The 22,291-nt window shown below is 35.1% G+C and carries 24 protein-coding genes; 10 read left to right on the top strand and 14 right to left on the bottom strand.

What is annotated here, in order from left to right; translation table 11 throughout:
* The 13 genes from nuoH to NYG92_RS05145 all read right to left on the bottom strand — a co-directional run bounded on the left by nuoH (window position 1) and on the right by NYG92_RS05145 (window position 12,000).
* Window positions 1–999 carry an NADH-quinone oxidoreductase subunit NuoH gene (gene nuoH, locus NYG92_RS05205; RefSeq protein ID WP_004276131.1) on the bottom strand — a complete coding sequence of 333 codons (999 nt, stop codon included), beginning with the start codon at window positions 997–999 and terminating at the stop codon, window positions 1–3.
* Window positions 992–3,451 carry an NADH-quinone oxidoreductase subunit G gene (locus NYG92_RS05200; RefSeq protein WP_289233730.1) on the bottom strand — a complete coding sequence of 820 codons (2,460 nt, stop codon included), beginning with the start codon at window positions 3,449–3,451 and terminating at the stop codon, window positions 992–994. The genes nuoH and NYG92_RS05200 overlap by 8 nt, the downstream gene beginning before the upstream one ends.
* Window positions 3,448–4,131 carry a hypothetical protein gene (locus NYG92_RS05195; RefSeq protein ID WP_289233729.1) on the bottom strand — a complete coding sequence of 228 codons (684 nt, stop codon included), beginning with the start codon at window positions 4,129–4,131 and terminating at the stop codon, window positions 3,448–3,450. The genes NYG92_RS05200 and NYG92_RS05195 overlap by 4 nt, the downstream gene beginning before the upstream one ends.
* A complete protein-coding gene (locus NYG92_RS05190; RefSeq protein WP_289233728.1) occupies window positions 4,128–4,355 on the bottom strand; it encodes an NADH-ubiquinone oxidoreductase subunit E family protein in 228 nt (75 codons plus the stop codon). Before NYG92_RS05190 ends, NYG92_RS05195 begins: the two co-directional genes overlap by 4 nt.
* Window positions 4,352–5,578, bottom strand: a complete 1,227-nt coding sequence (gene nuoD, locus NYG92_RS05185; RefSeq protein WP_270966297.1) for an NADH dehydrogenase (quinone) subunit D — start codon at window positions 5,576–5,578, stop codon at window positions 4,352–4,354. The genes NYG92_RS05190 and nuoD overlap by 4 nt, the downstream gene beginning before the upstream one ends.
* Before the next feature lies 1 nt (window position 5,579).
* Window positions 5,580–6,374, bottom strand: a complete 795-nt coding sequence (locus NYG92_RS05180; protein ID WP_289233727.1) for an NADH-quinone oxidoreductase subunit C — start codon at window positions 6,372–6,374, stop codon at window positions 5,580–5,582.
* Window positions 6,371–6,874, bottom strand: a complete 504-nt coding sequence (locus tag NYG92_RS05175; RefSeq protein WP_004276137.1) for a NuoB/complex I 20 kDa subunit family protein — start codon at window positions 6,872–6,874, stop codon at window positions 6,371–6,373. Before NYG92_RS05175 ends, NYG92_RS05180 begins: the two co-directional genes overlap by 4 nt.
* A complete protein-coding gene (locus tag NYG92_RS05170; protein ID WP_289233726.1) occupies window positions 6,856–7,245 on the bottom strand; it encodes an NAD(P)H-quinone oxidoreductase subunit 3 in 390 nt (129 codons plus the stop codon). The genes NYG92_RS05175 and NYG92_RS05170 overlap by 19 nt, the downstream gene beginning before the upstream one ends.
* Window positions 7,246–7,358: 113 nt before the next feature.
* Window positions 7,359–8,015, bottom strand: a complete 657-nt coding sequence (locus tag NYG92_RS05165) for an ABC transporter ATP-binding protein (protein ID WP_270976584.1) — start codon at window positions 8,013–8,015, stop codon at window positions 7,359–7,361.
* Complete coding sequence (locus NYG92_RS05160; protein ID WP_289233725.1) at window positions 8,008–8,844, bottom strand: ATP-binding cassette domain-containing protein; 837 nt, start codon at window positions 8,842–8,844, stop codon at window positions 8,008–8,010. Before NYG92_RS05160 ends, NYG92_RS05165 begins: the two co-directional genes overlap by 8 nt.
* Complete coding sequence (locus tag NYG92_RS05155; protein ID WP_270976586.1) at window positions 8,745–9,530, bottom strand: ABC transporter permease; 786 nt, start codon at window positions 9,528–9,530, stop codon at window positions 8,745–8,747. The genes NYG92_RS05160 and NYG92_RS05155 overlap by 100 nt, the downstream gene beginning before the upstream one ends.
* Window positions 9,527–10,468 carry an ABC transporter permease gene (locus NYG92_RS05150; RefSeq protein ID WP_270968897.1) on the bottom strand — a complete coding sequence of 314 codons (942 nt, stop codon included), beginning with the start codon at window positions 10,466–10,468 and terminating at the stop codon, window positions 9,527–9,529. Before NYG92_RS05150 ends, NYG92_RS05155 begins: the two co-directional genes overlap by 4 nt.
* A complete protein-coding gene (locus NYG92_RS05145; RefSeq protein ID WP_289233724.1) occupies window positions 10,468–12,000 on the bottom strand; it encodes an ABC transporter substrate-binding protein in 1,533 nt (510 codons plus the stop codon). The genes NYG92_RS05150 and NYG92_RS05145 overlap by 1 nt, the downstream gene beginning before the upstream one ends.
* Before the next feature lie 155 nt (window positions 12,001–12,155).
* Here NYG92_RS05145 and dba point away from each other — a divergent pair, with 155 nt between their 5' ends.
* The 4 genes from dba to NYG92_RS05125 are packed head-to-tail and all read left to right on the top strand — an operon-like array spanning window position 12,156 to window position 15,912.
* Complete coding sequence (gene dba, locus NYG92_RS05140) at window positions 12,156–12,323, top strand: disulfide bond formation protein Dba (protein WP_027303899.1); 168 nt, start codon at window positions 12,156–12,158, stop codon at window positions 12,321–12,323.
* Between the two features lie 9 nt (window positions 12,324–12,332).
* Window positions 12,333–13,859 carry a disulfide bond formation protein DsbI gene (dsbI, locus tag NYG92_RS05135; RefSeq protein ID WP_289233723.1) on the top strand — a complete coding sequence of 509 codons (1,527 nt, stop codon included), beginning with the start codon at window positions 12,333–12,335 and terminating at the stop codon, window positions 13,857–13,859.
* Between the two features lie 38 nt (window positions 13,860–13,897).
* The gene (locus NYG92_RS05130) at window positions 13,898–14,737 is read left to right on the top strand and encodes a glycerophosphodiester phosphodiesterase family protein (protein ID WP_289233722.1); all 840 of its coding nucleotides are present in this window, start codon (window positions 13,898–13,900) and stop codon (window positions 14,735–14,737) included.
* On the top strand, window positions 14,737–15,912 hold the full coding sequence (locus NYG92_RS05125) for a replication-associated recombination protein A (RefSeq protein ID WP_027303896.1): 1,176 nt from the start codon (window positions 14,737–14,739) through the stop codon (window positions 15,910–15,912). Before NYG92_RS05130 ends, NYG92_RS05125 begins: the two co-directional genes overlap by 1 nt.
* On the opposite strand, the gene NYG92_RS05120 is transcribed toward NYG92_RS05125, so the two are convergent.
* A complete protein-coding gene (locus NYG92_RS05120; protein ID WP_289233767.1) occupies window positions 15,905–17,002 on the bottom strand; it encodes an Mrp/NBP35 family ATP-binding protein in 1,098 nt (365 codons plus the stop codon). The two genes, NYG92_RS05125 and NYG92_RS05120, sit on opposite strands and share 8 nt — an antisense overlap.
* A gap of 104 nt (window positions 17,003–17,106) precedes the next feature.
* Between NYG92_RS05120 and NYG92_RS05115 the strand changes: the two genes are divergently transcribed.
* The 6 genes from NYG92_RS05115 (at window position 17,107) to prfA (ending at window position 22,166) form a co-directional block, all read left to right on the top strand.
* Window positions 17,107–18,222: a bifunctional 2-C-methyl-D-erythritol 4-phosphate cytidylyltransferase/2-C-methyl-D-erythritol 2,4-cyclodiphosphate synthase gene (locus NYG92_RS05115; RefSeq protein WP_289233721.1), complete on the top strand. Its 1,116-nt coding sequence runs from the start codon at window positions 17,107–17,109 to the stop codon at window positions 18,220–18,222.
* A complete protein-coding gene (locus NYG92_RS05110) occupies window positions 18,222–19,121 on the top strand; it encodes a DNA-binding transcriptional response regulator (protein WP_289233720.1) in 900 nt (299 codons plus the stop codon). Before NYG92_RS05115 ends, NYG92_RS05110 begins: the two co-directional genes overlap by 1 nt.
* Window positions 19,099–20,256 (top strand): sulfate adenylyltransferase, encoded by a 1,158-nt coding sequence (locus tag NYG92_RS05105; RefSeq protein WP_004276841.1) that lies wholly within the window; start codon window positions 19,099–19,101, stop codon window positions 20,254–20,256. The genes NYG92_RS05110 and NYG92_RS05105 overlap by 23 nt, the downstream gene beginning before the upstream one ends.
* Before the next feature lies 1 nt (window position 20,257).
* Complete coding sequence (locus NYG92_RS05100; RefSeq protein ID WP_289233719.1) at window positions 20,258–20,758, top strand: phosphatidylglycerophosphatase A family protein; 501 nt, start codon at window positions 20,258–20,260, stop codon at window positions 20,756–20,758.
* A 76-nt stretch (window positions 20,759–20,834) separates the two neighbouring features.
* Complete coding sequence (rpsT, locus tag NYG92_RS05095; RefSeq protein ID WP_004276151.1) at window positions 20,835–21,098, top strand: 30S ribosomal protein S20; 264 nt, start codon at window positions 20,835–20,837, stop codon at window positions 21,096–21,098.
* A complete protein-coding gene (gene prfA, locus NYG92_RS05090; protein WP_289233718.1) occupies window positions 21,099–22,166 on the top strand; it encodes a peptide chain release factor 1 in 1,068 nt (355 codons plus the stop codon).
* Window positions 22,167–22,291: the final 125 nt, after the last annotated feature.

Raw genomic sequence — 22,291 nt, 5'->3', positions numbered from 1 at the left:
CTAAATTAATACAAACAAAGCAGTGATTAAGAGATTTAAAACCGCTAGAGGGATTAAAATCAAATAGCACATTTTCATTACTTGGTCGGGGCGAAGCTGCGGAAAAGCTGCCCTAGCCCAAAAATACCAAAAGAAAATAAAGCTTGATTTTAAAATCATCATAATCCAACCCGGAATAAAATAAAAATCATTAAATCCACCCAAAAATAAAAGTGTGATTAAAATCGCCCCTGCTATCATCGAAGCATATTCACCGATAAAAAACATACCCCATCGAAGCCCAGAATACTCCGTGCCATAGCCAGAAACAATATCCGCTTCATTTTCAGTCAAACAAAGGGGGGTGCGATTTGTCTCTATAAAAAGGGCGATGACAAAAAGCACAAAGGCTAAGGGTTGCTTAAAAATAAGCCACGATAAAATGCCATCATTTTGATAATTATTGATTTCAATCAAAGAAAAAGATCCCACAAGCATCACCACAGCAATTAAAGCTAAAGCCCCTACACTCTCATAAGAAATAATCGCCACCAAAGCCCTTGCACCGCCTATGATAGAATATTTATTATGACTTGCAAGTCCGCCCAAAAAAATAGCATAAAAACAAAGTCCTGAAGTGCCGATGACAAAGAGTAAAGCTACATTAATATCAGCTATAATAGGGCGTATCGTGTGTCCAAAAAGCGTAAATTCGGGGAGCATTGGAATCGCTGCTAAGGATACAAAGGCGCAAATAGCAGCAATTAAGGGTGCAATGGCAAAGATAAGTTTTTGAGAATTTGATGGGATAATGTCCTCTTTTGTAAAAAGTTTTATCATATCTGCCACAAGTTGAATAAGTCCAAAAGGACCGACCATATCAGGTCCGATTCTTCTTTGAAAATAAGCCAAAACCTTTCTTTCAGCATAGGTCGCAAACCCTGCTAAAGTCGCAAAAACAGCCAAAACAAACAAGCATTTAATGACGCTTTCTAAGATGAAAAATCCTAGCTCACTCATCGATTCCCCCTATTTTCTCTAAATTTGCTCTCAAAACTCTTTCTTCAAAAAAACTTAAAGTGTCAATTTTCTCATCAAAATAAGGCAAATAAGCTACTCCAGTCAAATCTTTATCTACCCTAACGCTCAAATTTAAATCCTTATTTTCCAATTTAAGCTTAATTAAATCCTTATCGTCTACATCAAATTTAAGCGCTAAATCCTCACTAAGCCCCAAAAAAATCGCTTCATTTAAGGCACTTGCACGATTAGAAAAACGACCAAATTGATAGCTAGGATTTGCACTATAAAGCAAAAAAGAATTTTCTAAGTCTAAAGCCTTAAATTCAGGCTCTTCGTAACTTAAATTTGGCGTTTTTTCATAATGAGATAAATCAAGCAAATAGCCTCTTTGATTCTCTCCGCCATTCGTGTAAAAATTATCCAAATGATCAAAATGGATAGGAGAAAAACCCTTATTAATAGGAAGCTTTTGCGTATAATTAATGCTAAATTCCTCATCAAAGCCTAAAGCATTTGCCACATCGTTTAAAAAATAGCCTTCAAATTCTAAAGCGGCATTTGTTGGGACGATTCTTTTATCAAAATTAACAAAAGTGCCTTCTTGCTGATTAAGGCTTGAGCTTGCCAAATCGCAATGCTTTTCATAAGAAAAACTAAAATCTCCTCTTTCGTTATAACCTAAAATTTCGCCATCTTGTGGTTTTTTATCCAAATCGCAAATCAAAGCTACACCTAAAGTATTTGTATGTGTAGGGTTTAAAAATACCTTAAAAGGTGTTGTTTTTTGAATAAGGGCAAGTAATTTTGCAAGCTTTTTTGCCTTTTTACTGAAATAAAAATCACTTCCCACAACTAAAGTAAAATGCGATTTTTTAAGCAACAAGTCTTCCATTTTATCCTCATCAAGCTCCAAATTTTTAGCAAAAAGGCTACGCTTTATAGGGATTTTTTTCTTAATCTTTTTTGTAATGTTTTTCTTCACTTCTTTTTCTATACTCTCACCCGCTTCGTTTGTCTCACTTATCATTTCGCTTACTTCTTCACTAACGCTCTCCTCAATCTCCTTTTCCTCCTCGATAAAAAAGGAATTTAAGCGTTCTTTAAGCGTTTCGTCTGTGCTAAATTTTTGAAGTAAATAATAAAGAATTTGCTCCTCTTCTCCACTTTTATGTGTATGAGAAAGAAAATTTTTAGAATATTTTTCCACGCCCTTATCTTTGAAAAGATGAAAATAAAGTCCGGCACCCTTATTCATCACTAGGGCATTATTGATTTTATAACTTAAGCTTGGAGCATCATAACGCAACAAAGTCCCAACCACAACGATAAAATCACTTTTTGCTATATCCTCACTATTTGCCATATAAAACTCACCGGCATTTTGGTTAAATTCCTCCAAGAATTCCTTAAATTTCAAAGCTTCATCATTGAGCAAACGAAGATCAAATTTTTTCTTTAAATTTTGCAAAATTAAAGCTTCTTCATTTGTAATAAAGCTGTTAAATTTAATATTTTTAATCACACCATTTTGAATTTTTTCACATAAAAGCTTGAAGGCTTTTTCATCTTTACAGGCTTCATTTTGTGTATCATATCCATATCTTGCAGCCTTATTTAAACTAGCAAAGGAAAAATCGTTACTCACTCTATAAATTTTAGGCTTTTGCACAGCTATACCGCTTTGCTTAATGTCATAATAAAGCAATTCGCAATCACTTGAGTGTGGATTAGAAGCAGGGATGCGTTTAAGCTCCCAAATATTTGAGGTGTATTGAAATTTAGCTCCTATTAAAGCACCAGTAGGACAAACGCTCGTGCATTCTCCACAGCTTGAGCACTCAAGCTTATCTCCAGTTGCTGGAGCAATGAGACTTTTTTGAAATTTCGTCCAAATCGCATAAGCGTCCTTTCCCATACTCTCTTTAAAAGTCGCATCCACAGCAACTCCGCCTCTTGGGGTCGTTTTTAAGGCACTTTCGCCGATTTTATCCTTACACACAGTAACGCAACGCTCGCACACTATGCAAAGTGCAGGGTCATAATTAATAAAGCCCCATTCTTTATGAGGCTTGTGCGTATCTTGTATCCAGTGTTTTTGAGTATTTACCCTTGCTTTGTGTGTAAAATTTTGCAGCTCACATTCGCCCGATTTATCGCAAACGCCGCATTGCAAAGGATGATTAATGCAGTATGCTTGCATAATCTCATTTCTCTCCTCCCATAAAGAGCCCAAATCACTCTCTACAACCATACCATCTTTAGCCTTAGTGTTACAAGAATAAACCTTTTTTCCATCAGCTTCAACCATACACATACGACAAGCCAAAGTTGCACTACAACCTGAAAGATAACAAATGGCAGGGATAAAAATGTCATTTCTTCTTGCGATATTTAAAATTGTTTCTCCATCACTAAATTCGCATTCTACGCCATTAATTTTCACTTTCATCCTAATTCCTTTAGCCTAATTTTTACAAAATTTTCCTTCGCATTTTCATAATTTAAAAAAGCTATTGTTCCTTGCAAATTTTCATCTAAAATAATCTTAGTTTCTATCTTTAAATTCTCGCCACAAAGCTCGACTAGAGCTTCATTTTGACACTTAGCAATTGATAAAAATTGCTTTGAAGCGTGGAGCATTTTATCCTTTAAAGGGGCATTAAAAAGCACTAAGCCATCATAATTATCAAGCTCTTTTAACTTTGTCAAAACAGCCTCACTAAAATCCCATTTTACGCCCTCACTATCCAAAAGCTCCAAATGAAATTCCTTGCTTAAAAAATTTAAAAAATATTTAATATTTTCATAATCTTTGTGTTTTTTAAGCCCCACATCAAAGATTAAGGTCTCAAATTTTTTAAGATATTTAAGCACTTCTAAAGCCTCGTCTTCTCCAAAACAAGACTCCGCACTCAAATAGCCCTCGTCTAAAGCTTCAAATTCCAAAGCTTTATGTAATTTGCAAAGAAGAGCCAAAACAAAACTCACGCTTTCAATCTCACATTTATAGAATCTCGCCTTTAAAGCCTTATCTTCAAGGCAAGAAATATTAATGCTCTCTTTTTCCAAATTCTCGCACAAAGAAGGGTTTTTCAAAGAAAGCATATCAACAAAGCAAAGAGCTTTCATATTTTGACCTTTTTAATCACTATACTCCAATCCACCTCATTAAATTTCAAGGAATTTAAAAGTTCGCAATTTTGCTCTTTCACGAAAGAAAAGCTTTTTTCAACCACACTGAAATCACCTATTTCAAACATCACAATAAGAACTTCACCTTCTTTAGCCTCGCGAATAACAAGAGTTAAATCTGCAAAAAAATCCTTGCTATTTCTCAAATCCACCCGTCTCATCTATCTATCTCGCCCAAAACAATATTTACATTTCCCATAATTGCCACCACATCAGCCAAATAGCTCCCCACAAGCATTTCCTCAAAAAATGCACAATGCCAAAAGCTCGGCGTTCTCGCCTTTAAACGATACGGACGACCCGTACCATCACTATGGATAAAAAAGCCAAGCTCTCCCTTAGGGCTTTCAGTCGGCACATAGACCTCGCCCTTAGGAGGCTTAAGCCCCTGAGTGATAAGGACAAAATGCTGCATTAAAGAATAGTTTTGCGTCATAATTTGCTCTTTTGAAGCACTCACATACTCAGGGTGGTTTGCCAAAATTTCTGGCGGAGTGTCCTTATAAAGTCTAGCGCACTGCGTTAAAATTTTAAGACTCTCTCTAAATTCTTGCATATAGACTTTATATCTTGCATAAGAATCCCCTTGCGTAGCGTAAGGCACACCAAAATCCACCTCATCATAAAGCAAATAAGGCTCTTCTTTGCGAATATCATAGCACACTCCACTTCCACGAAGCATCACGCCAGAACAACCCCAATTCATCGCCTGCTCTTTGGTAACAAGTCCAACATTTTCTGTTCTTAAACGCCAAATTCTATTATCATCTAAAAGCGCTTCATAATCTTTCACATCGTTTGGAAATTTCGCACAAAAAGCCAAAAGTTCGTCCAAAAAACCATCAGGCAAATCAAGCATCACTCCACCAATACGCATCGAAGAGTGAGTTAGCCTAGCCCCACAATATCTTTCTATCAAATCAAGCACATACTCACGCTCTCTAAAACAATACAAAAACACACTCATAGCCCCTATATCCAAGGCGTGTGTAGCAAGCCAAAGCAAATGCGAGGCAATGCGGTTAAGCTCTAAAAGTATCATTCGAATCACAGCCGCACGGCGTGGAATTTCAAGCCCACAAAGCTTTTCAACCGCAGCACAGTAAGCATAATTATTTGCTGAAGCAGCGATATAATCCATCCTATCAGTTGTGGGGATAAATTCTTGGTAAATCATATTCTCCGCCATTTTTTCCATACCACGATGCATATAGCCTATGCAAGGACGCGCTTTGGTAACTTGCTCCCCATCAAGCTCTAAGATAAGACGTAAATTTCCGTGTGCGGAGGGGTGCTGGGGACCTAGATTGATAATCATCTTGGTATCATCTCTCTCAAAAGCGATATTTTCATAATAAGGTTTTAATTTACTAGGAATTTGCATTTTAACGCCTTTTATCCAAAATTTTAGCCTGGTCGCGTTTGACTTTTTTGACAAAAGCTACGCCACTTTCTTCTTGATATTCTTGTTTGAAAGATTTTTCATTTTGCAAAGCACCCTTTTGCGTTTCGTGATAAAGCCTTGAAAAATTAAGCGTGTCTTTATCATCGGCAAAGCCCGGATCCCTCTGCTCTTCACCTACCACTTCGCGATATTCTTTACCAAAAATTTTATCAATTTCATACCATTTTGCGAATTCATCACCTTGCAAAGGATAGCTCTTTAAAAAAGGATGTCCAAACCAATCATCAGGCATTAAAAGACGCTTTAAATTAGGATGCCCCACGATAAAAATACCAAACATATCATAAATTTCTCTCTCGCTCCAATTAGCTCCCTTAAACACACTTACGACACTTTGCACCCTTTCCTTAACGCCGACAAAAGTTTTTACCCTCACTCTTAATTTTTGCTTTAAATTTAAAAGCTGATAAAATACCACAAAACCCTTTTTTGAAGCGACAAAATCCACAGCACTAGCCTCCGTGAAAACTTCAAATCCTAAGCCTTTAAGCAAGGTTAAAGCCTTGACATTGTCCTCTTTTTGAATTTCTAGCACCCAAAAATCAAGCTCCACAAAAGAACTCTTAAGCTCAAGTTCCTTTTTAAGCAAAACCTCATAATCTTTAAAAGCACTCTCCTCCACAGGCAATTTTTTCGTATGCGGAGCGTGGTAAAATCTATCTTCATAATAATTTTTTAATTGAGCGTTTTTTTTATCGCTATATTTTCTCATCACACAAGCCTTTTAGGTGGAATTTTACGCGAAGCCTTTTCTTTGCGAATTTTTTTCTGTAAAATCATTAAGGCAAATTGAAAACTCTCAGGTCGCGGAGCACAGCCTGGCACATAAATATCAACAGGGATAATCCTATCCACACCTTGCACAGTGGAGTAAGTGTTAAACATACCGCCCGTATTTGCACAACTTCCCATAGAAATCACCCATTTAGGATCAGGCATCATATCGTAAAGACGGCGTGTAAATTCGGCGTGTTTTTTGCAAAGTGTGCCTGCGATTATCATCACTTCACTATGGCGTGGTGAAGCCCTAAAAATAGTCCCAAAGCGGTCAAAATCATACCTTGAACCCCCCGCTGCCATCATTTCAATCGCACAGCAAGCCAAGCCATAAGATAACGCCCACAAAGAATTGCTCCTACCCCACTGCACAAGCTTATCAACACTTGTCAAAACCACAGGCAAACCACTAGCATAATTTACTTGATGCTCTGCCATCTAAAGCCTCCTTTTTTGTATGCGTATAAAAATCCCACCGCCAAAAGTGCGAGAAAAATAATAATCTCCAAAAGTCCAAACCAGCCCAAATCTTTAAAAATCAACGCCCAAGGAAATAAAAAAACAACCTCAATATCAAGCAAAATAAAAATTAACGCGAAAACAAAAAATTGAGAATTAATTTTATTAGCCTGTTTAACAGGGATGGGACCACACTCATAAATTCCAAGTCCTAGCTTTTTGCGGTTCTTTGCGGCAAAATTATTGCCGATTTTTGAAGCCAAAAACACTAAACCAAAAAAAATGACACTAGCAAGAACTAGCATAATAAAAATACCCAAATAAGGATGCGCCACACTCATATGAGTCATTTATTTTCCTTAAATTCAAAAATAATTTATAAGAATTTTACATAATTTTTCTAAAATCAAAACTTATATAAGAGTAAAAAACTACGAAATTTTTATTTTAACTTAATCTAAATTTAAATGATAATTTTTTTATACGCAAAATCTTTAAAAAATTCTTCTTGATGTGTGATAAAAATGTAAGAAATGGCGTTTTTCTCTTGATATTCTTTTAAAAATTCAACAATTTTAACAATATTTAAAATATCTAAAGCACTCGTTAGCTCATCTAAAATCAAAATTTTAGGACGCAACAAAAAAGCCCTTAAAAGTCCTACTCTACTGGCTTCTCCTCCGCTTAATTGTGTCGATTTGAGTGCAAAAATTTCTTCTTTTAAATTCAAATTTCCCAAAAGCTCTTGTAAAAAAACCTCATCTTTCTTCAAAGCAAAATTTTCCCACACATCATTTATAAGACTTTTAATCTTTCTGTAAGGATTGAGAGCTAATTTTTGATCTTGAAAGACATATTGCACCTCTTTTTTAAAATGTAAATTTTCACCCAAATGCATACTTTTCCCCCTATACAAAACCTCTCCAAAGCTAGGTTTTTCTAAACCACAAAGCACCCTAGCCAAAGTGCTTTTACCTGCTCCACTCTCTCCACTTATAAGCAAATTCTCGCCTAAATTTAAGCTAAAATTAACATTTTCAAAAATACTTCTTTGCTCTTCTTTAAGATACCAGTGGCGTTTTAAAGGATAATTTTTAGCCAAATGACGCACTTCAAACATTAAATTCCTTATAAGCTTTAAGCCGTGCATTTTGTGAATTTAAAAACTCTTGCACCTTAAACTGCTTCGCGCTTCCTTTTTCAAATAATAAAAGCTCATCACACAAAGAAAGTAAGTTAAAATCGTGCGTGATAAGGATAAATTTTAAACTTTTTTGCAAATTTTTTAAAAGTGCGATTAATTTTTGCTCATTTTCTTTATCAAGTGAAGCAGTAAGCTCATCGCAAATTAAGTATTTTGGGGAGCTTGAAAGAGCTAGAGCTAATTGTATGCGTCTTGCCATACCCGTGCTAAACTGATATGCAAAAGAGTGCCATAAAAGTTCCAAGTCTTTTAATCCTAGCATTTGCATACATTCAAAAGCTTTGCTTTTACGCTCTTTTGCATTTAAATTTGTGTGTGTTTTTAAAACGATGTGAAAAAGATCTCCCAAATTAAGATAAGGATAAAAGCTATTTTGTGCGTCCTGAAAAATTAAAGCAACTTCACTTCTAAACTCTTGCAAGGCTTTCTTTTTAAGTTTGGTAGGGTTTTTTTCATTAATCAAAAATTGCTTGGCTTCTAAACGATAATTTTGAGAAAATAAAGCAATTAAAGCCCTAGCAAATAGACTCTTGCCACTCCCACTCTCGCCCATAATCGCCAAATGTTTTCCTTCTTGTAAATTTAAAGAAATATCTCTTAAAAGTCTTGTATTTTCATAACTTAAATTTAATTTTTCCAAACAAATCATAAGCTCACACCAAAATATTTTCTTAAATACGCACTTAAGGCTAAAAGCGGCAAGATAAGAATAAGTAAAGCTAAAAGCGGATAAAGAACAATCCACCAAGCTCCTATAAAAACAGCCTTTGACGCTTCGTTTAGAATATTTCCTAAACTGGCGATTTCAAAATCAAGTCCTAAACCAAAAAAACTCAAAGTTGCCTCTGTGCTAATAGCATGCACAATATTAAGCACAAAAAGCACAGATAAAAGTGAAAAGCAAGGCGGTAGCAAGTCCTTAAAAAACGCCTTAGTTTTTGTGCTTCCAAGCACTAAGGCTGCTTGATAAAATTCCAAATTTTCAAGCCTTTTTAACTCACTTGCAAAAAGTTTCGCTACAAAACTCCAATGCGTTAAGGCTATTATTAAAATCATACTCAAATCATTTCCCCTCATAAAACCCGAAAAAAACATCATTAAAAGTAAAAAAGGTAAGGCTAAAAACATATCAAGCAAACGCATAAAAAAAGTATAAAAAAATAATCTTGCCACAAAGACATAAAAAAGTGCCAAAACTAAGGTCAAAAAAGAGCTTAACAAGCCTATAAAAAAAGAAGTTTTAATGCCATAAAGTATGCGTGTAAATAAATCTCTACCTAGCATATCCGTGCCTAAAATATGCTTTAAATTAGGAACAATATAAATTGCATTAATATCACCAAAATGTGGGTCATAGGAGCTAAACAAAGGCGTAAAGAAAGCTAATGAAAGTGCTAAAAATAAAGGACTTAAAAGATAAAAAATTTTCAATTGATACCCCTTAAGCGAGGATTAAGAAATAAACAAATTAAATCAGCCAAAAAGGTAAAAAATCCCGCTAACAAAACGCTAACAAAAACCAAAGCTAAAACCACAGGATAATCCTTAAAAATAATACTTTCAATCATCAAATTCCCAAGTCCTCCATAAGCAAAAACACTCTCCACCACATAAGCACTCATCATAAAGCTTAAAGCACAAGCTCCAAAATATGAAATAATAGGACTTAGAGCGTGTTTTAATGTAAAGTGTAAAATAATTCTTATTTGACTAAGACCTCTTGCATAAGCACTCAAAATAAAGGGCTTTTCATAGCTTTGATAAAGCGAAGTTTTAGCCACTTGCATAAAAACGGCTAAATGAGATAAAACTAAAACACAAACAGGTAAAATTAAATGATTAATTCTATTTAAAATATCATCTTCAAAGCCTATATCTGTGGTGCCTGAGCTTGGTAAAATTTGCAAAAATACCGCAAAAAACAAAATAAAAATTAAAGATAAGGCAAAAGAAGGTAGAGCAAAAAAACTCATACTAAGGATATGAATTAACTTTTCTAAGAGTGAATTAGGATAAAGTAAGCATAAAATTCCAAGCGTTAAAGAAGCTAAAAATAAAACAAAAAACGCACTCAAGCTTAAAATAAGCGTATTAAAAAAGCGTTCTTTAATAAGACTTACAATTTCCTCGCCGTGGATTAAGGATACGCCAAAATCACCCCTTAAAGCTTTAAAAAGCCAAGAGCTATACTGCTTTAATAAGGGCTTATCTAAATCAAAACTTTTTTCAAGGCGTTCTTTCGCCTCCAAGCTTATGGCATTTGTGCCTTTTGCATAGGCTATGCTTCCCTTACTAAAATAAAGCATACTAAAACATAAAAAGGTGCTAAAAAAGGCGATAAATACCACAAAAATGAGGCGTTTAAACACTAATTTTGACTCCACTCATAAATATTCCAAGTAAAGCCTACGCCGTGATGTCCTAAAATTCGTGGCTTAATCCCCTTTAAATTCGCCTTATAAACCAAAGCAAAATCCAAATAAGTTAGAAAAATAAAGGGCGGATTTTCATAAAGAGCGTTAATAAATTGGGCATAATATTTTTTTCTTTCTTGAGGATCTAGTGAATTTCTTGCTTTTTCTAAAGCCTCATCGGCATTTTTGTCATTATAATGCCCAAAATTCCAGCCTGAAGAATTTTTATTTGTATCTTGTGAGCTTTCAAACACTCTATAAGTATGAAAGTCAGGGTCATACGGACTGCCCCAGCCTATTAAAAAACTATCAACTTTAGAATAATCAAAGCTTCCAGCAGGTTTAGCCACGACCTTAACTTCCACTCCAAATTTCTTAAATTCACTTTGTAAAATTCCAGCCAAACTCACGCGTAAGGGATCATTGCTCATCGTATAAATGTCAAAACTTAGAATTTTGTCATTTTTTGCATACAAGCCTTTTTCATTTTTCTTAAAACCTGCTTTTTGCAAAAGTTCATCAGCTTTTTTTACATCATAAGTATAGCTTTTAAATTCCTTAGGTGCTACCCAAGAATTCTCTAAGGGATGTGAGGCGATGAAGCCGTATCCGTGTAAAATATTATCAACAATGGCTTGTTTATTAACTGCGTAATTTAATGCTAAACGGACATTTTTATCTTTTAAAAATTCATTTTCCAAATTAAACATTAAAGCCCTATAATCAGCCGATTTTTCTCTTAAAACCTTAAATTTTTTATCATTTTCAAAGCTTTTTAATAAAGAAGAGTCAATCAAAGCTGCATCAATCTTACCATTTTTAAGCTCCACAGCAGCAACATTTGCATCGTTAATATGCCTTAAAATCAGTCTTTTGCTCTTCACTTTTCCTAAATGAAAATTTTCATTTGCGACCAAACTGACATACTCGCCTTTTTTCCATTTTTCAAATTTAAAAGCACCTGTGCCGACTGGATTTTGATTAAATTCACTTGTGCTTAAATTTTCATTTTCAAGCAAATGAGAAGGAAGCATACCAGCACTTAAAGAGTCCAAAAAGCCGACAAAGGGACGCGAAAGTGTGATTTTGATCTTATAATCACTTAAAATTTCTATCTTTTCAATATCCTTAAAATTGACATAAATTTCAGCATTATTTTGAGGGTTTTTAAAGGCTTCAAGGCTAAATTTCACATCTTTGGCGCTAAATTTAACCCCATCGTGCCACAAAACATCATCTCTAAGCTCAAGCTCATACACCAAGCCGTCCTTGCTAATGCTCCAAGACTTTGCTAAATCAGGCTTTGCTTTCATATCTTCATCAAAGCGAATTAAACCCGAAAAAATCAAACCTATCACCGCATCATGATCCTCACTATAAGCGGGATTGATTTTGGGCGCTTCATTTTCCACAGCTACGATGAGCGTATCTTTTGGACTTGCCCATAAGGCACAAATAAAGCATAAAATTAACGCAATAATTCTCATAAAAATTCCTTGAAAAATTTATGCGATTATAAAATAATTAAAAATTCATTACAAGCCTATGGGGGGGTTAAATTTATGAAAAAATTATAAAAATTTAATTTTTTCTTATGTTTCTTTCTATAAAATTACGCGCTTTTTATTTTAAAGGAGACAAAATGGAGTTTTTAGAACTTTTACTTGTTTTAATTGCCCTTGTTTTAATCCTAGCAAAACCAGAAAAAGAAAAACTTGCTTTTGGTTTAGTGATGGTATCTTGGGCTATTATGATTTTTTATTATGTTGGGCACAAGTCCAGTGCGTTTTTAACCATTATGAACTTGTAAGGAGCTAAGATGTGCGAACTCAATAAAACAAAAAATTTCTACACTTTAATGTGTTTAGCGGGCTTTTTAATCATACTTTTGCCTGTTGGTATTGCAAATTTAATTTTTGGTTATGTTTTAAAAGATAGCCCTTGCACACTTTGCTGGGGACAAAGAGAAGCGATGATTTTCATCGGCGTAATCGCTCTTTTTATCGTGCGTTATGGGCTTAAGGGCAAGTATTTGGCGGCTCTTTTGATTATGACAGCTTTTGGTCTTTATCAATCTTTCGCCCATTTTGGTAATCACGCTCACAGAGACTTAGATCAAGGCTTTGGTTTAGCCGTGTTTGGAATTCATACTTATTTTTGGGCTGAAGTTGTCTTTTGGGCTGTGGTGCTTATTTTAGGTGTGATTTTTGCTTTTGCCCCGAAATTTAGTGCATTTGAGACAGAAATGGCAGGAGAAAAATTTAGACAATGGACTAAATTTAGTTTTGTCGCTGTTTTAATCAGCACTTTCATCGTAGCCTCTAATGTTTTTCAAGCTTTTGTTAGCACGGGTGTGCCTCCTTATGTTGGGCAAGGAGACCCTGTAAGATTCACTCTTAATCCAAAATACATCATTTGGAGCGATAAAGGCTGGAGCGGCTTATGGCAAAATATCTCTTTCTTAGGAAAACGCGATGTGAAAGCTCCTGATTATGCTTTCGCTCCTGCAAGTGAGAAACTAGGCATTGTTTTTGACAATGACAGCCAAAACTCTCCTTTTACAAAAATTGATGAAGATTTAAAAATCGTAAGTGAGCAAAATATTAGCTTTGATAAACCTATTAACACTCTTGATTTTATAAACGGCGAATTTGTGGCAAGTTCTAAATTTGATGTAGCATTTATGGACGAAAATTTTAATATCAAAAGTGCTTTTGAGCTTGACCCTTACTTCTCAGCGACCATTGATCCTATCATAGGCATTATTCCTTATATGCAAGATAAATTCTTACTTATGGGTTCAAATAAATCTTTCTTAAGATTTGCTAAAAATGAAAACGCCGATGAAGTTTTGCAATATGCAGATTTTATCAAAGGAGCGGATAAATTTGAAGGACAAGGCAAAGATTTAGGTCGTGGCAGACTTGATACAGTGCGAGCGAAATTTCACCATGTCGCTAGTATGACAAATGATGCAAATTATTTCTACCTAGCCACAGTGCCAAATAACAAAAACGCAAAAGACTTCATCATCTCTAAAGTTTCTCTAAAAGATAGAGTTCTTTCGGGCGAATTTAGTCCAAAAGCAGCACTTAAAGAAGGCAAAACTTTGGGTGATTTATATGTAAGCTCTATGGCGTTTAAAGATGGTAAAATTTACGCTTTAAGTAAAAATCATAATGTTATAGCCGTTATAAATCCTTCAAAAGAAGAGGTTGTAAAGGTAATAGCTTATCCAAGCACCATCACCAATGCAAGAAGCTTATTTTTTAAAGAAGGCAAGATTCACATTTTATCCTATCAAGATGGAGAAAATAAGCTTTATGTTTTAGAACAAAAATCCTAAATTTTTTAGGATTTTATACAAAATTGTAAGGAAATTTGATGAAAATAGTTTTGTATGTTTTAATGTTGGCTTTAACTTTATCGGCAAATCCACTGCTTGTTGCACATCGTGCTGGCACAGCTGATGCACCAGAAAATACACTTGCAGCAATTAAACTTGCTTTAAAAAACAAAGCCGATGTGATTTGGATTAGCGTGCAGCTGAGCAAGGATAAAAAATTCGTCCTTTATCGTCCTAGCGATTTGAGTGCCTTAACAGATAAGCAAGGTAAAATTTCTCAATTTGATGCCAAACAACTTCAAAGCATTCATATTACAAAATCTCCAGCTAATAAAGCTATTTATAGTAATGACAAGCTTTATATTCCCTTACTTGAAGAGGTTTTAAAGCAGTTTCCACGAACGCAATTTTATATCGACCTTAAAAGTCCCGACGCCAACGATAAAGAGCAAGCTAAAATTTTGTTAGAACTTTTGAAAAAAACGAAGAGTTTGGATAGAGTGCGACTTTATTCCACTGAAGATAATTATATACTTGCTTTAAGTAAAGAAATACCAAGCTTTGCAACTAGAGGTGCAACTCGTAAAAAACTAGCCGATGTAAGTTTGACACATTTTTGCAAGGCAGAAGAGCAAAAAAATGTGTATTACGGTTTGGAACTTGAAAGAGCGGTTAAGGTGGTTGAGAAATTTACTCTAGGAGAGGGCGTGAGTGAAACGACTCTTACTTGGGATAATGAAGCTATGGAGTGTTTTGGACAAAATGAGGGCAAGGTGATACTTTTTGGCATCAACACTCCTCAAGCTTATGAAAAAGCAAAAGTGCTAAAAGCCGATGGCGTGATGGTAGATAGTCCTAGTTTATTTAAAGATAGGTGATGCCTTTAACCTTACAATTACGCCCTCAAAATTTAGATGAAATTTTAGGACAAAATGATTTGGTGGAAGTTTTTAAACGCTTCATTGCGATGCAAAAACTTCCCCATAGTCTCTTTTTTGGCGTAGCTGGCTCTGGTAAAACAAGCTTTGCAAGAGTGGTGGCTAAGGAATTTGGCTTAGATTTTTATGAATTTGATGGAGGAAATTTTAAACTTGAGGAATTGAGAAAAATCCTAGAAAATTACAAAAATAGCCTCTATAAACCTCTCATTTTCATTGATGAAATTCATCGTCTTAGTAAAACCCAACAAGAAATGCTTTTAATCCCTATGGAAAATTATCGTCTTATTTTAATCGGTGCAAGCACGGAAAATCCTTATTTTGTCCTAAGTCAAGGCATAAGAAGTCGTAGTATGCTTTTTCATTTTAAAGCTTTAGGCGTGGAGGAATTAGAGCTTTTGTTAAAAAAAGTGCAAAAAAACCTTAATTTTACGCTTGATGATGATGCTAAGGACTTTTTGCTTAAAAGTGGCGATGCAAGATCTATGCTTAATTTAATCGAATTTGTGCTTGTTTTAGAGCAAAAGCACATTAATCTTAAAAATCTTAAAAAACTTAGAAACACCACAAATAGCGAAGGAGTAAGCTCTAAAGATACGCACTATCTTTTAGCAAGTGCTTTGATAAAAAGCCTTAGAGGCAGCGATGTCGATGCGGCACTTTACTATCTTGCAAGGCTTATTGATGGGGGAGAGAGTGCAGATTTTATCGCGAGGCGTTTAGTGATATTTGCCAGTGAAGATATAGGAAATGCCGATAGTAAGGCTCTTATCTTAGCAACTTCGACACTTGAAGCGGTTAAAAATATAGGCTATCCAGAAGCTAGAATTATTTTAGCACAATGCGTCATTTATCTAGCTAGTGCTATGAAGTCAAATTCCAGCTATAAAGCCATTAATGAGGCATTGCATTTCGTAAGAAATAATCCACCTCTACCAATCCCAGCTTACTTAAACAATAACGCTCCACAAAGCAAGGATTATCTTTATCCACACGACTTTGGAGGATATGTCGAGCAAAAATACCTCAGCCAAGCCCTTAAATTCTACTATTCTAAAGGCATAGGCGAGGAAAAAATTTTATTAGAAAATTTACGAAAATTAAAATCTAACTAGAACAAGCGCTTTTGCCGTTCATCACAGGCTGAATCGCCGCATTATCACTACTGCCATTTTTTTGGATAAAATCCCAAAGCTTTTGTGCCGCCTCAGCGTAGCGTTTCGCACTCACACTTTCACTTTGATAAAAGCTCACAGGCTTACCCTCATCACCACCCTCTCTTACAAGTATTTCAAGAGGAATTTGTGCTAAAAGCTCACAGTGATAAAGCTCTGCCATAGCTTTAGCATTACCCTTGCCAAAAATTTCATACTCTTTGCCATTATCAGGACATAAAAAGCCACTCATATTTTCTATCACTCCAGCTATGGGAATATGAAGCTTTTGAAACATATCTAAAGCTCTCTTGCTATCATCTAAAGAAACAATTTGCGGAGTAGAAACGCACACACCAGCGTTAATAGGAATACTCTGTGCGGAGGTAATTTGCGCATCGCCCGTTCCAGGAGGCATATCTAAAAATAGCACATCAAGCTCAGGCCACAAAACATCGCTTAAAAGCTGCTCCACCGCTTTCATTATCATCGCTCCACGCCACATAAGCCCTTGCCCCTCTTCTATCAAAACGCCCATACTCATCATATAAATTCCGTGTGTTAAAATAGGTCTTAATTTCGCTCCCACGACTTCAGGTTGAGTGCCGACTTCCCCTAGCATTCTTGGGATATTAGGTCCATAAATATCCGCATCGACTATACCCACCTTTAAGCCCATTTTCGCTATAGAAATAGCCAAATTCAAAGCGGTCGTGCTTTTACCCACGCCTCCCTTACCACTTGAAACCATAACGAAATTTTTAACCTGTGGAGCGACATTTTTCCCACTTTTTGAATTGCTTTTCTCTTCTTCGATTTGTGGTTGTAAAATTTCTAGCTTAATGTCCTTTAAATTAAGATCTTTTAAGACTTCATCAATATCCCTTCTCAAAGTATCCGCTATGCTAGGATTTGCCGCGACTATCTCAAGCTTTATGTAAGCTTTTTCATCGTCTGCTCTGATTTCTTTGACAAAGCCATAACTCATAATATCCTTTTCAAAATTAGGATATTTCACTCTAGCTAGTCTTTCTTTAATCTTTTCTATCATCATTTCTCCTTATGCTTAATAAAATAAATTTTACTCTTAAAAAGTTAAAAATTAGCTTCTTAAAGTGTATAATATAGTAACATAAGAATTTGCAAGGAGTAAAAGTGTCAAATATAAGCTTAATTATGCTCGCAGCTGGAGATTCTACACGCTTTAATATGGGCGTAAAAAAACAATTTATCCGCCTAGGCGATGACCCCCTTTGGCTTTTTGCGACAAAAAATTTAAGCTCTTTTTATTCTTTTAAAAAGATAATTGTTACATCTAGTAACATTTCTTATATGAAAAAATTTGCAAAAAATTACGAATTTGTGCAAGGCGGAGCAAGCAGAATGCAGTCTTTAAAAAACGCTCTTGATTTAGTTGAAAGTGAATTTGTAATGGTAAGTGATGTGGCAAGAGTTTTAATCTCAAAAAATTTATTCAACCGCCTTTTAGAAAATATCCATAATGCAGACTGTATCACACCCACCTTAAAAGTTTGTGATACCGCACTTTATGAAAATGAACAAAGTTTGCAAAGGGAGAAAATCAAGCTCATACAAACCCCACAACTCTCCCGCACCGCCCTACTTAAAAAAGCTCTTCAAACAGGACAAGAATTCACAGATGATAGCACGGCTATCGCTGCTGTGGGAGGTAAAATTTGGTTTGTAAGTGGCGAAGAAAATGCGCGTAAAATCACCTTTAAAGAAGACCTTAAAAAGCTTAAGCTTCCTGTTCCTAGCAAGGATATTTTCACCGGAAATGGCTTTGATGTGCATGAATTTGGAGAAAAACGCGCTTTGCTTTTAGGAGGGGTTGAAATCCACCCTACAATGGGATTAAAAGCCCATAGCGATGGCGATGTCTTAGCACACGCTCTTAGCGATGCACTTTTGGGTGCTTCCTCGCTTGGAGATATAGGAGAGCTTTTTCCAGATACAGATTTAAAGTATAAAAATGCCGATTCTATGAAACTTTTAGCCCAAATTTACACGCAAATAAGGCAATACGGCTTCACTTGTGTTAATATCGACATCACAATCCTAGCACAAAAACCTAAAATTGGCGATTTTAAAAAAGAAATAGCCAAAAATATCGCCCAAATTTTAGACCTTGATGAATTTAGAGTCAATGTCAAAGCCACCACCACAGAAAAGCTAGGATTTATAGGAAGAAGTGAGGGTATAGCCGTGCAAGCAAGTGTGAATTTAAAATATTTTGATTGGACTAAATAATGCGAGTTTTAATTATAGAAAATGAACTTTACTTAGCACAAAGTATAGCGATGAGGCTAAGTGATTTGGGATATAGTTGCGAAATTTTTAATTCTTATGATGAATTAATAGGGCAAAAAAACTATGAAATTGTTTTAATCTCCTCTAACACGCCAAATTTCTTAAAAGCTGTGGAAAAATTTAAAAACAACATCGTCATTTTGCTTATTTCTTACATTAGCACAGACACCGTTTCCACACCTTTAAAAATGGGGGCGAGCGATTATATACAAAAGCCTTTTATGATGGAAGAATTGTTAAGAAAAATCAAACATCATCAAGATTTTAGACATCTTTTATTGCTTAATTCTACTTATCAAAACTATATCAAATCGCGTCTTAGTGCGGTAAAATTACCACATTTTTCATATAAAAAACTCAAACTCCCTCTTATCTTACAAACCAACAAGCAAAATTACGCAGATGCTTTCGCCTTTTCCTATATGAACGAGTGTAATGTAGAACTTTGTTATGTCGATTTATCTGTGCCAAATTCTGTGGATAAGGTGATGAAGCTTGATTTAGAAAATAAAGTGCTTTTTTTAAGCCATTTTCAAATTTTAAAACATAATGAAAAAGAAAAACTTTTAGAATTTGTCAAAAATAAAGCTATTATTATCCATACACACAAAATTTGCGAACTTAATTTCGAAGAGCTTGGATTTCATTGTATCGATTTTAATCATAATGAAAAGGATATTAATAATAATGAAATTTTAACCATAGATGAATATATCAAGCACATTATTTTAAGCTATCAAAATGTTTTCGCAGACACAGAACTCTCCAAAAAACTTGGAATTTCACGCAAATCCTTATGGGAAAAAAGGAAAAAATATGAAATCAGTAAGAAAAAATAAAAGCATTAAGATTAATTCTAGTGAATTTGGCATACTTTCACTCATTAAGGAGGGATTACTAGGCTCTTGCTCACGCTTGATGAGTGAAAAAGAAAGTAAGCAAATTTTAAAAACGGGCAAATTTAAAAATGAAAGTTTCCCATACCCCTTAAGCTTCGCTCCAAGCGATTGTAGTATTTTGAAAGATTTAAAGCCTAAGGATTTGCTAGAGCTTGAATTAAACGGCGAAATTGTAGGGCATATTATTTATCAAGATAAATTCAAAGATGATAAAAATTTTATCAATATTTTTAATCCAAACATCTGCCCACTTAATAATGAAAATAGTTTTTACATCTATGGAGAAATAGAACTCTACCGCAATGAACTCTCCTTTTATAAACAAGAATTTAATCGCATTAAAAACGCACGAAACGCACAAAAAATCACCGCAATTGTTTCAAGCTTTGACCCACTTCATAGAGCACATGAAAGAATTTTTCGCTGGACCATTGATAAGGCTGATTTGGTAGTAGTTTTTCTCATCGAGTCCTATGAAGCAAATGGCTTTGAATTTGAGCTTAAAGAAAAATATTTACAAACTTTTATTCAAAATTATCTGCCAAAAGAATGCATTTTTGTCTTTCCGCTTAAAAATATTAATATTTTTCACGCACACTTAAATCCCGGGCTTGAAAGCATTATCGCAAAAAGTCTTGGCTGCACTAAGCTTGTCGTAGGGCAAAATCATAGCGGTTTGGGTATGTTTTACGATGCTAATCAACCCAAAAGCATTCTTGATGAATTTTCTAAAGATTATGGTATAGAAACGATTATTTTACCGGAATTTGTTTTTTGCGATCAATGCAAAATGATCGTCTCAACACGCTCTTGTCCGCACGGCACACATCATCATTTGCACTATAATGCCAATTCTTTAAAAGATTTACTAAGAGCTGGTATAATCCCTCCTGCTGTTTTTATGCGTAAGGAAATTTCAAGTCTTATCTTAAGCGCACTTTTTCCACAACGCCTTAAAAATTTGCAGCAACTTTACCAAAATCTCTTCCCAACAGATGGGATTTTAGAAGATAAAAGCGATGAGGAATTTTACCAAAAACTTTTAGAAGTTCATCAAATGACTTATATGGTGTGAAATGCAAAGATTTTATTTAACCTTTTTTTATTCAGGAAGTGTGAAAAAAGCACCGGGGACCTTTGGCACTTTAGCGGCGATGATTCCTGCCTTTTTTGTGCTTAGATATTTAGGAGAACAAACGCTTTTTTTACTTTCCATTTTGATTTTCATCGCTTCAATACGCGTGATTGATGATTATGAAAAAAAGACACAAAAACACGATGATAAACACATCGTCATTGACGAAGTGGCGGGAGTTTTTTTAGCTTGTGCTATTGCGGCAAGTGCAGAAAATTCACTTTTAAATTTCGTCTTAGCCTTTATCTTTTTTCGTTTTTTTGACATCACTAAGCCATCTATCATCGGCAAAATAGACAAAAAGGTCAAGGGTGGCTTAGGCGTAATGCTTGATGATATGTTAGCAGGGCTTTTTGCTGGGCTTTTATGTGCAGTGATTTACGGCTTTTTGCTTAAATTTAATCTAGTCGCTTGGGATATTTCTTTGAAAGCTTTGTTTTAATTTTTACTTAAATTAAGTCTATTTTAATATTGTTTTTATATAATTTAGCTTTTAATTTTTAAGATAAGGAAATTTTATGGCAAATCACAAATCCGCCGAAAAAAGAGCAAGACAAACCATCAAAAAAACAGAAAGAAATAGATTTTATAGAACTAGACTTAAGAACATCACAAAAGCCGTTAGAGAAGCTGCTGCAAATAATGACAAAAACGCAGCTAACGAAGCTTTTAAAATCGCAAATAAAAGCATCCACGCTATGGTAAGTCGTGGCTTTCTTAAAAAACAAACTGCCGCACGCCGCGTGAGCAGACTTGCCCTTTTAATCAACAAAATCGCCTAAATGTTAGCGGAAAAATTACAACCCTTTCTCAAACGCTATGAAGAATTAAACACTCTTCTTAGCGATACAAAAATTATTAATGATATAGAAAAAATGACCTCTCTTTCCAAAGAGCAAAAAAATTTAGAACCCATAGTCTTAAAAACAAAAGATTATTTTAATACGCTCACTCAAATTGAAGATAATAAAGCCCTTTTAAATGACCCAGAATTTAGCGAACTTGCTAAAGAAGAATTGAAAAATTTAGAAGAAGAAAAAATCAATTTTGAAGAAGAAATTAAAATCTTACTTCTACCTAAAGATCCAAACGATGAAAAAAATATCTTCCTTGAAATTCGTGCAGGGACGGGAGGGGACGAGGCATCCTTGTTTGTGGGAGATTTAGTCAAAGCTTACGCAAGATATGCGGATTTAAGAGGCTATAAGATTGAAATTGTTAGCTCAAGTGAGGGTAGTGCGGGAGGCTTTAAGGAACTTATTATGCTTGTTAAAGGCACAGAAGCTTACTCAAGGCTCAAATTTGAAAGTGGCACACACAGAGTGCAAAGAATCCCTCAAACAGAATCTCAAGGCAGAATTCACACCTCAGCCATTACAGTCGCCATTATGCCAGAGGTCGATGATATAGAAATTCAAATCAATCCAAACGACCTTAAAATCGATGTTATGCGCTCTTCAGGACACGGGGGACAAAGTGTTAATACCACAGATTCAGCCGTTCGTATCACTCACATACCAAGTGGCTTAGTTGTCGTCAATCAAGACGGCAAATCTCAACATAAAAATAAAGAAAGTGCAATGAAAATCCTAAAAGCGAGACTTTATGAAATGCAAGAAAGTGAAAGATTAGCCAAAGAAAGCGAGGCACGCAAGTCTCAAGTGGGAAGTGGCGATAGGAGCGAACGCATACGCACTTATAATTTCCCACAAAACCGCATTAGCGACCATCGCATTAATCTTACGCTTTATAGACTTGATGCCATTATGGAGGGAGGGCTTTTTGACGAGCTTATCGAGCCTTTAATCGCTCATCATCAAAGTGAAGCTTTGAAAGAGCAGAAATTATAAGCACTTTAAAAAATTGCATTTTACATACAGAAAAAGACTTTGTAGCATTAGATAAAATTAAGCCTTTAAAGATATAAAGGCTTAAAGTTCAGCAATCTTATCGCTTGTTCCTGTTTGTCTAATGG

It is taken from the genome of Campylobacter felis, assembly GCF_030250085.1.
Taxonomy (GTDB): domain Bacteria; phylum Campylobacterota; class Campylobacteria; order Campylobacterales; family Campylobacteraceae; genus Campylobacter_D; species Campylobacter_D upsaliensis.
The sequence above is the reverse complement of the archived record's forward strand: the minus strand, read 5'-3'. Positions and strand labels throughout refer to the sequence as shown.

Excerpts from the sequence above, each read along its gene's own strand:
- nuoH (WP_004276131.1), bottom strand. The coding sequence starts at position 999 with ATGAGTGAGCTAGGATTTTTCATCTTAGAAAGCGTCATTAAATGCTTG.
- NYG92_RS05200 (WP_289233730.1), bottom strand. The coding sequence starts at position 3,451 with ATGAAAGTGAAAATTAATGGCGTAGAATGCGAATTTAGTGATGGAGAA.
- NYG92_RS05195 (WP_289233729.1), bottom strand. The coding sequence starts at position 4,131 with ATGAAAGCTCTTTGCTTTGTTGATATGCTTTCTTTGAAAAACCCTTCT.
- NYG92_RS05190 (WP_289233728.1), bottom strand. The coding sequence starts at position 4,355 with ATGAGACGGGTGGATTTGAGAAATAGCAAGGATTTTTTTGCAGATTTA.
- nuoD (WP_270966297.1), bottom strand. The coding sequence starts at position 5,578 with ATGCAAATTCCTAGTAAATTAAAACCTTATTATGAAAATATCGCTTTT.
- NYG92_RS05175 (WP_004276137.1), bottom strand. The coding sequence starts at position 6,874 with ATGGCAGAGCATCAAGTAAATTATGCTAGTGGTTTGCCTGTGGTTTTG.
- NYG92_RS05170 (WP_289233726.1), bottom strand. The coding sequence starts at position 7,245 with ATGACTCATATGAGTGTGGCGCATCCTTATTTGGGTATTTTTATTATG.
- NYG92_RS05165 (WP_270976584.1), bottom strand. The coding sequence starts at position 8,015 with ATGTTTGAAGTGCGTCATTTGGCTAAAAATTATCCTTTAAAACGCCAC.
- NYG92_RS05145 (WP_289233724.1), bottom strand. The coding sequence starts at position 12,000 with ATGAGAATTATTGCGTTAATTTTATGCTTTATTTGTGCCTTATGGGCA.
- dba (WP_027303899.1), top strand. The coding sequence starts at position 12,156 with ATGGAGTTTTTAGAACTTTTACTTGTTTTAATTGCCCTTGTTTTAATC.
- dsbI (WP_289233723.1), top strand. The coding sequence starts at position 12,333 with ATGTGCGAACTCAATAAAACAAAAAATTTCTACACTTTAATGTGTTTA.
- NYG92_RS05130 (WP_289233722.1), top strand. The coding sequence starts at position 13,898 with ATGAAAATAGTTTTGTATGTTTTAATGTTGGCTTTAACTTTATCGGCA.
- NYG92_RS05125 (WP_027303896.1), top strand. The coding sequence starts at position 14,737 with ATGCCTTTAACCTTACAATTACGCCCTCAAAATTTAGATGAAATTTTA.
- NYG92_RS05120 (WP_289233767.1), bottom strand. The coding sequence starts at position 17,002 with ATGATAGAAAAGATTAAAGAAAGACTAGCTAGAGTGAAATATCCTAAT.
- NYG92_RS05110 (WP_289233720.1), top strand. The coding sequence starts at position 18,222 with ATGCGAGTTTTAATTATAGAAAATGAACTTTACTTAGCACAAAGTATA.
- NYG92_RS05105 (WP_004276841.1), top strand. The coding sequence starts at position 19,099 with ATGAAATCAGTAAGAAAAAATAAAAGCATTAAGATTAATTCTAGTGAA.
- NYG92_RS05100 (WP_289233719.1), top strand. The coding sequence starts at position 20,258 with ATGCAAAGATTTTATTTAACCTTTTTTTATTCAGGAAGTGTGAAAAAA.
- rpsT (WP_004276151.1), top strand. The coding sequence starts at position 20,835 with ATGGCAAATCACAAATCCGCCGAAAAAAGAGCAAGACAAACCATCAAA.
- prfA (WP_289233718.1), top strand. The coding sequence starts at position 21,099 with ATGTTAGCGGAAAAATTACAACCCTTTCTCAAACGCTATGAAGAATTA.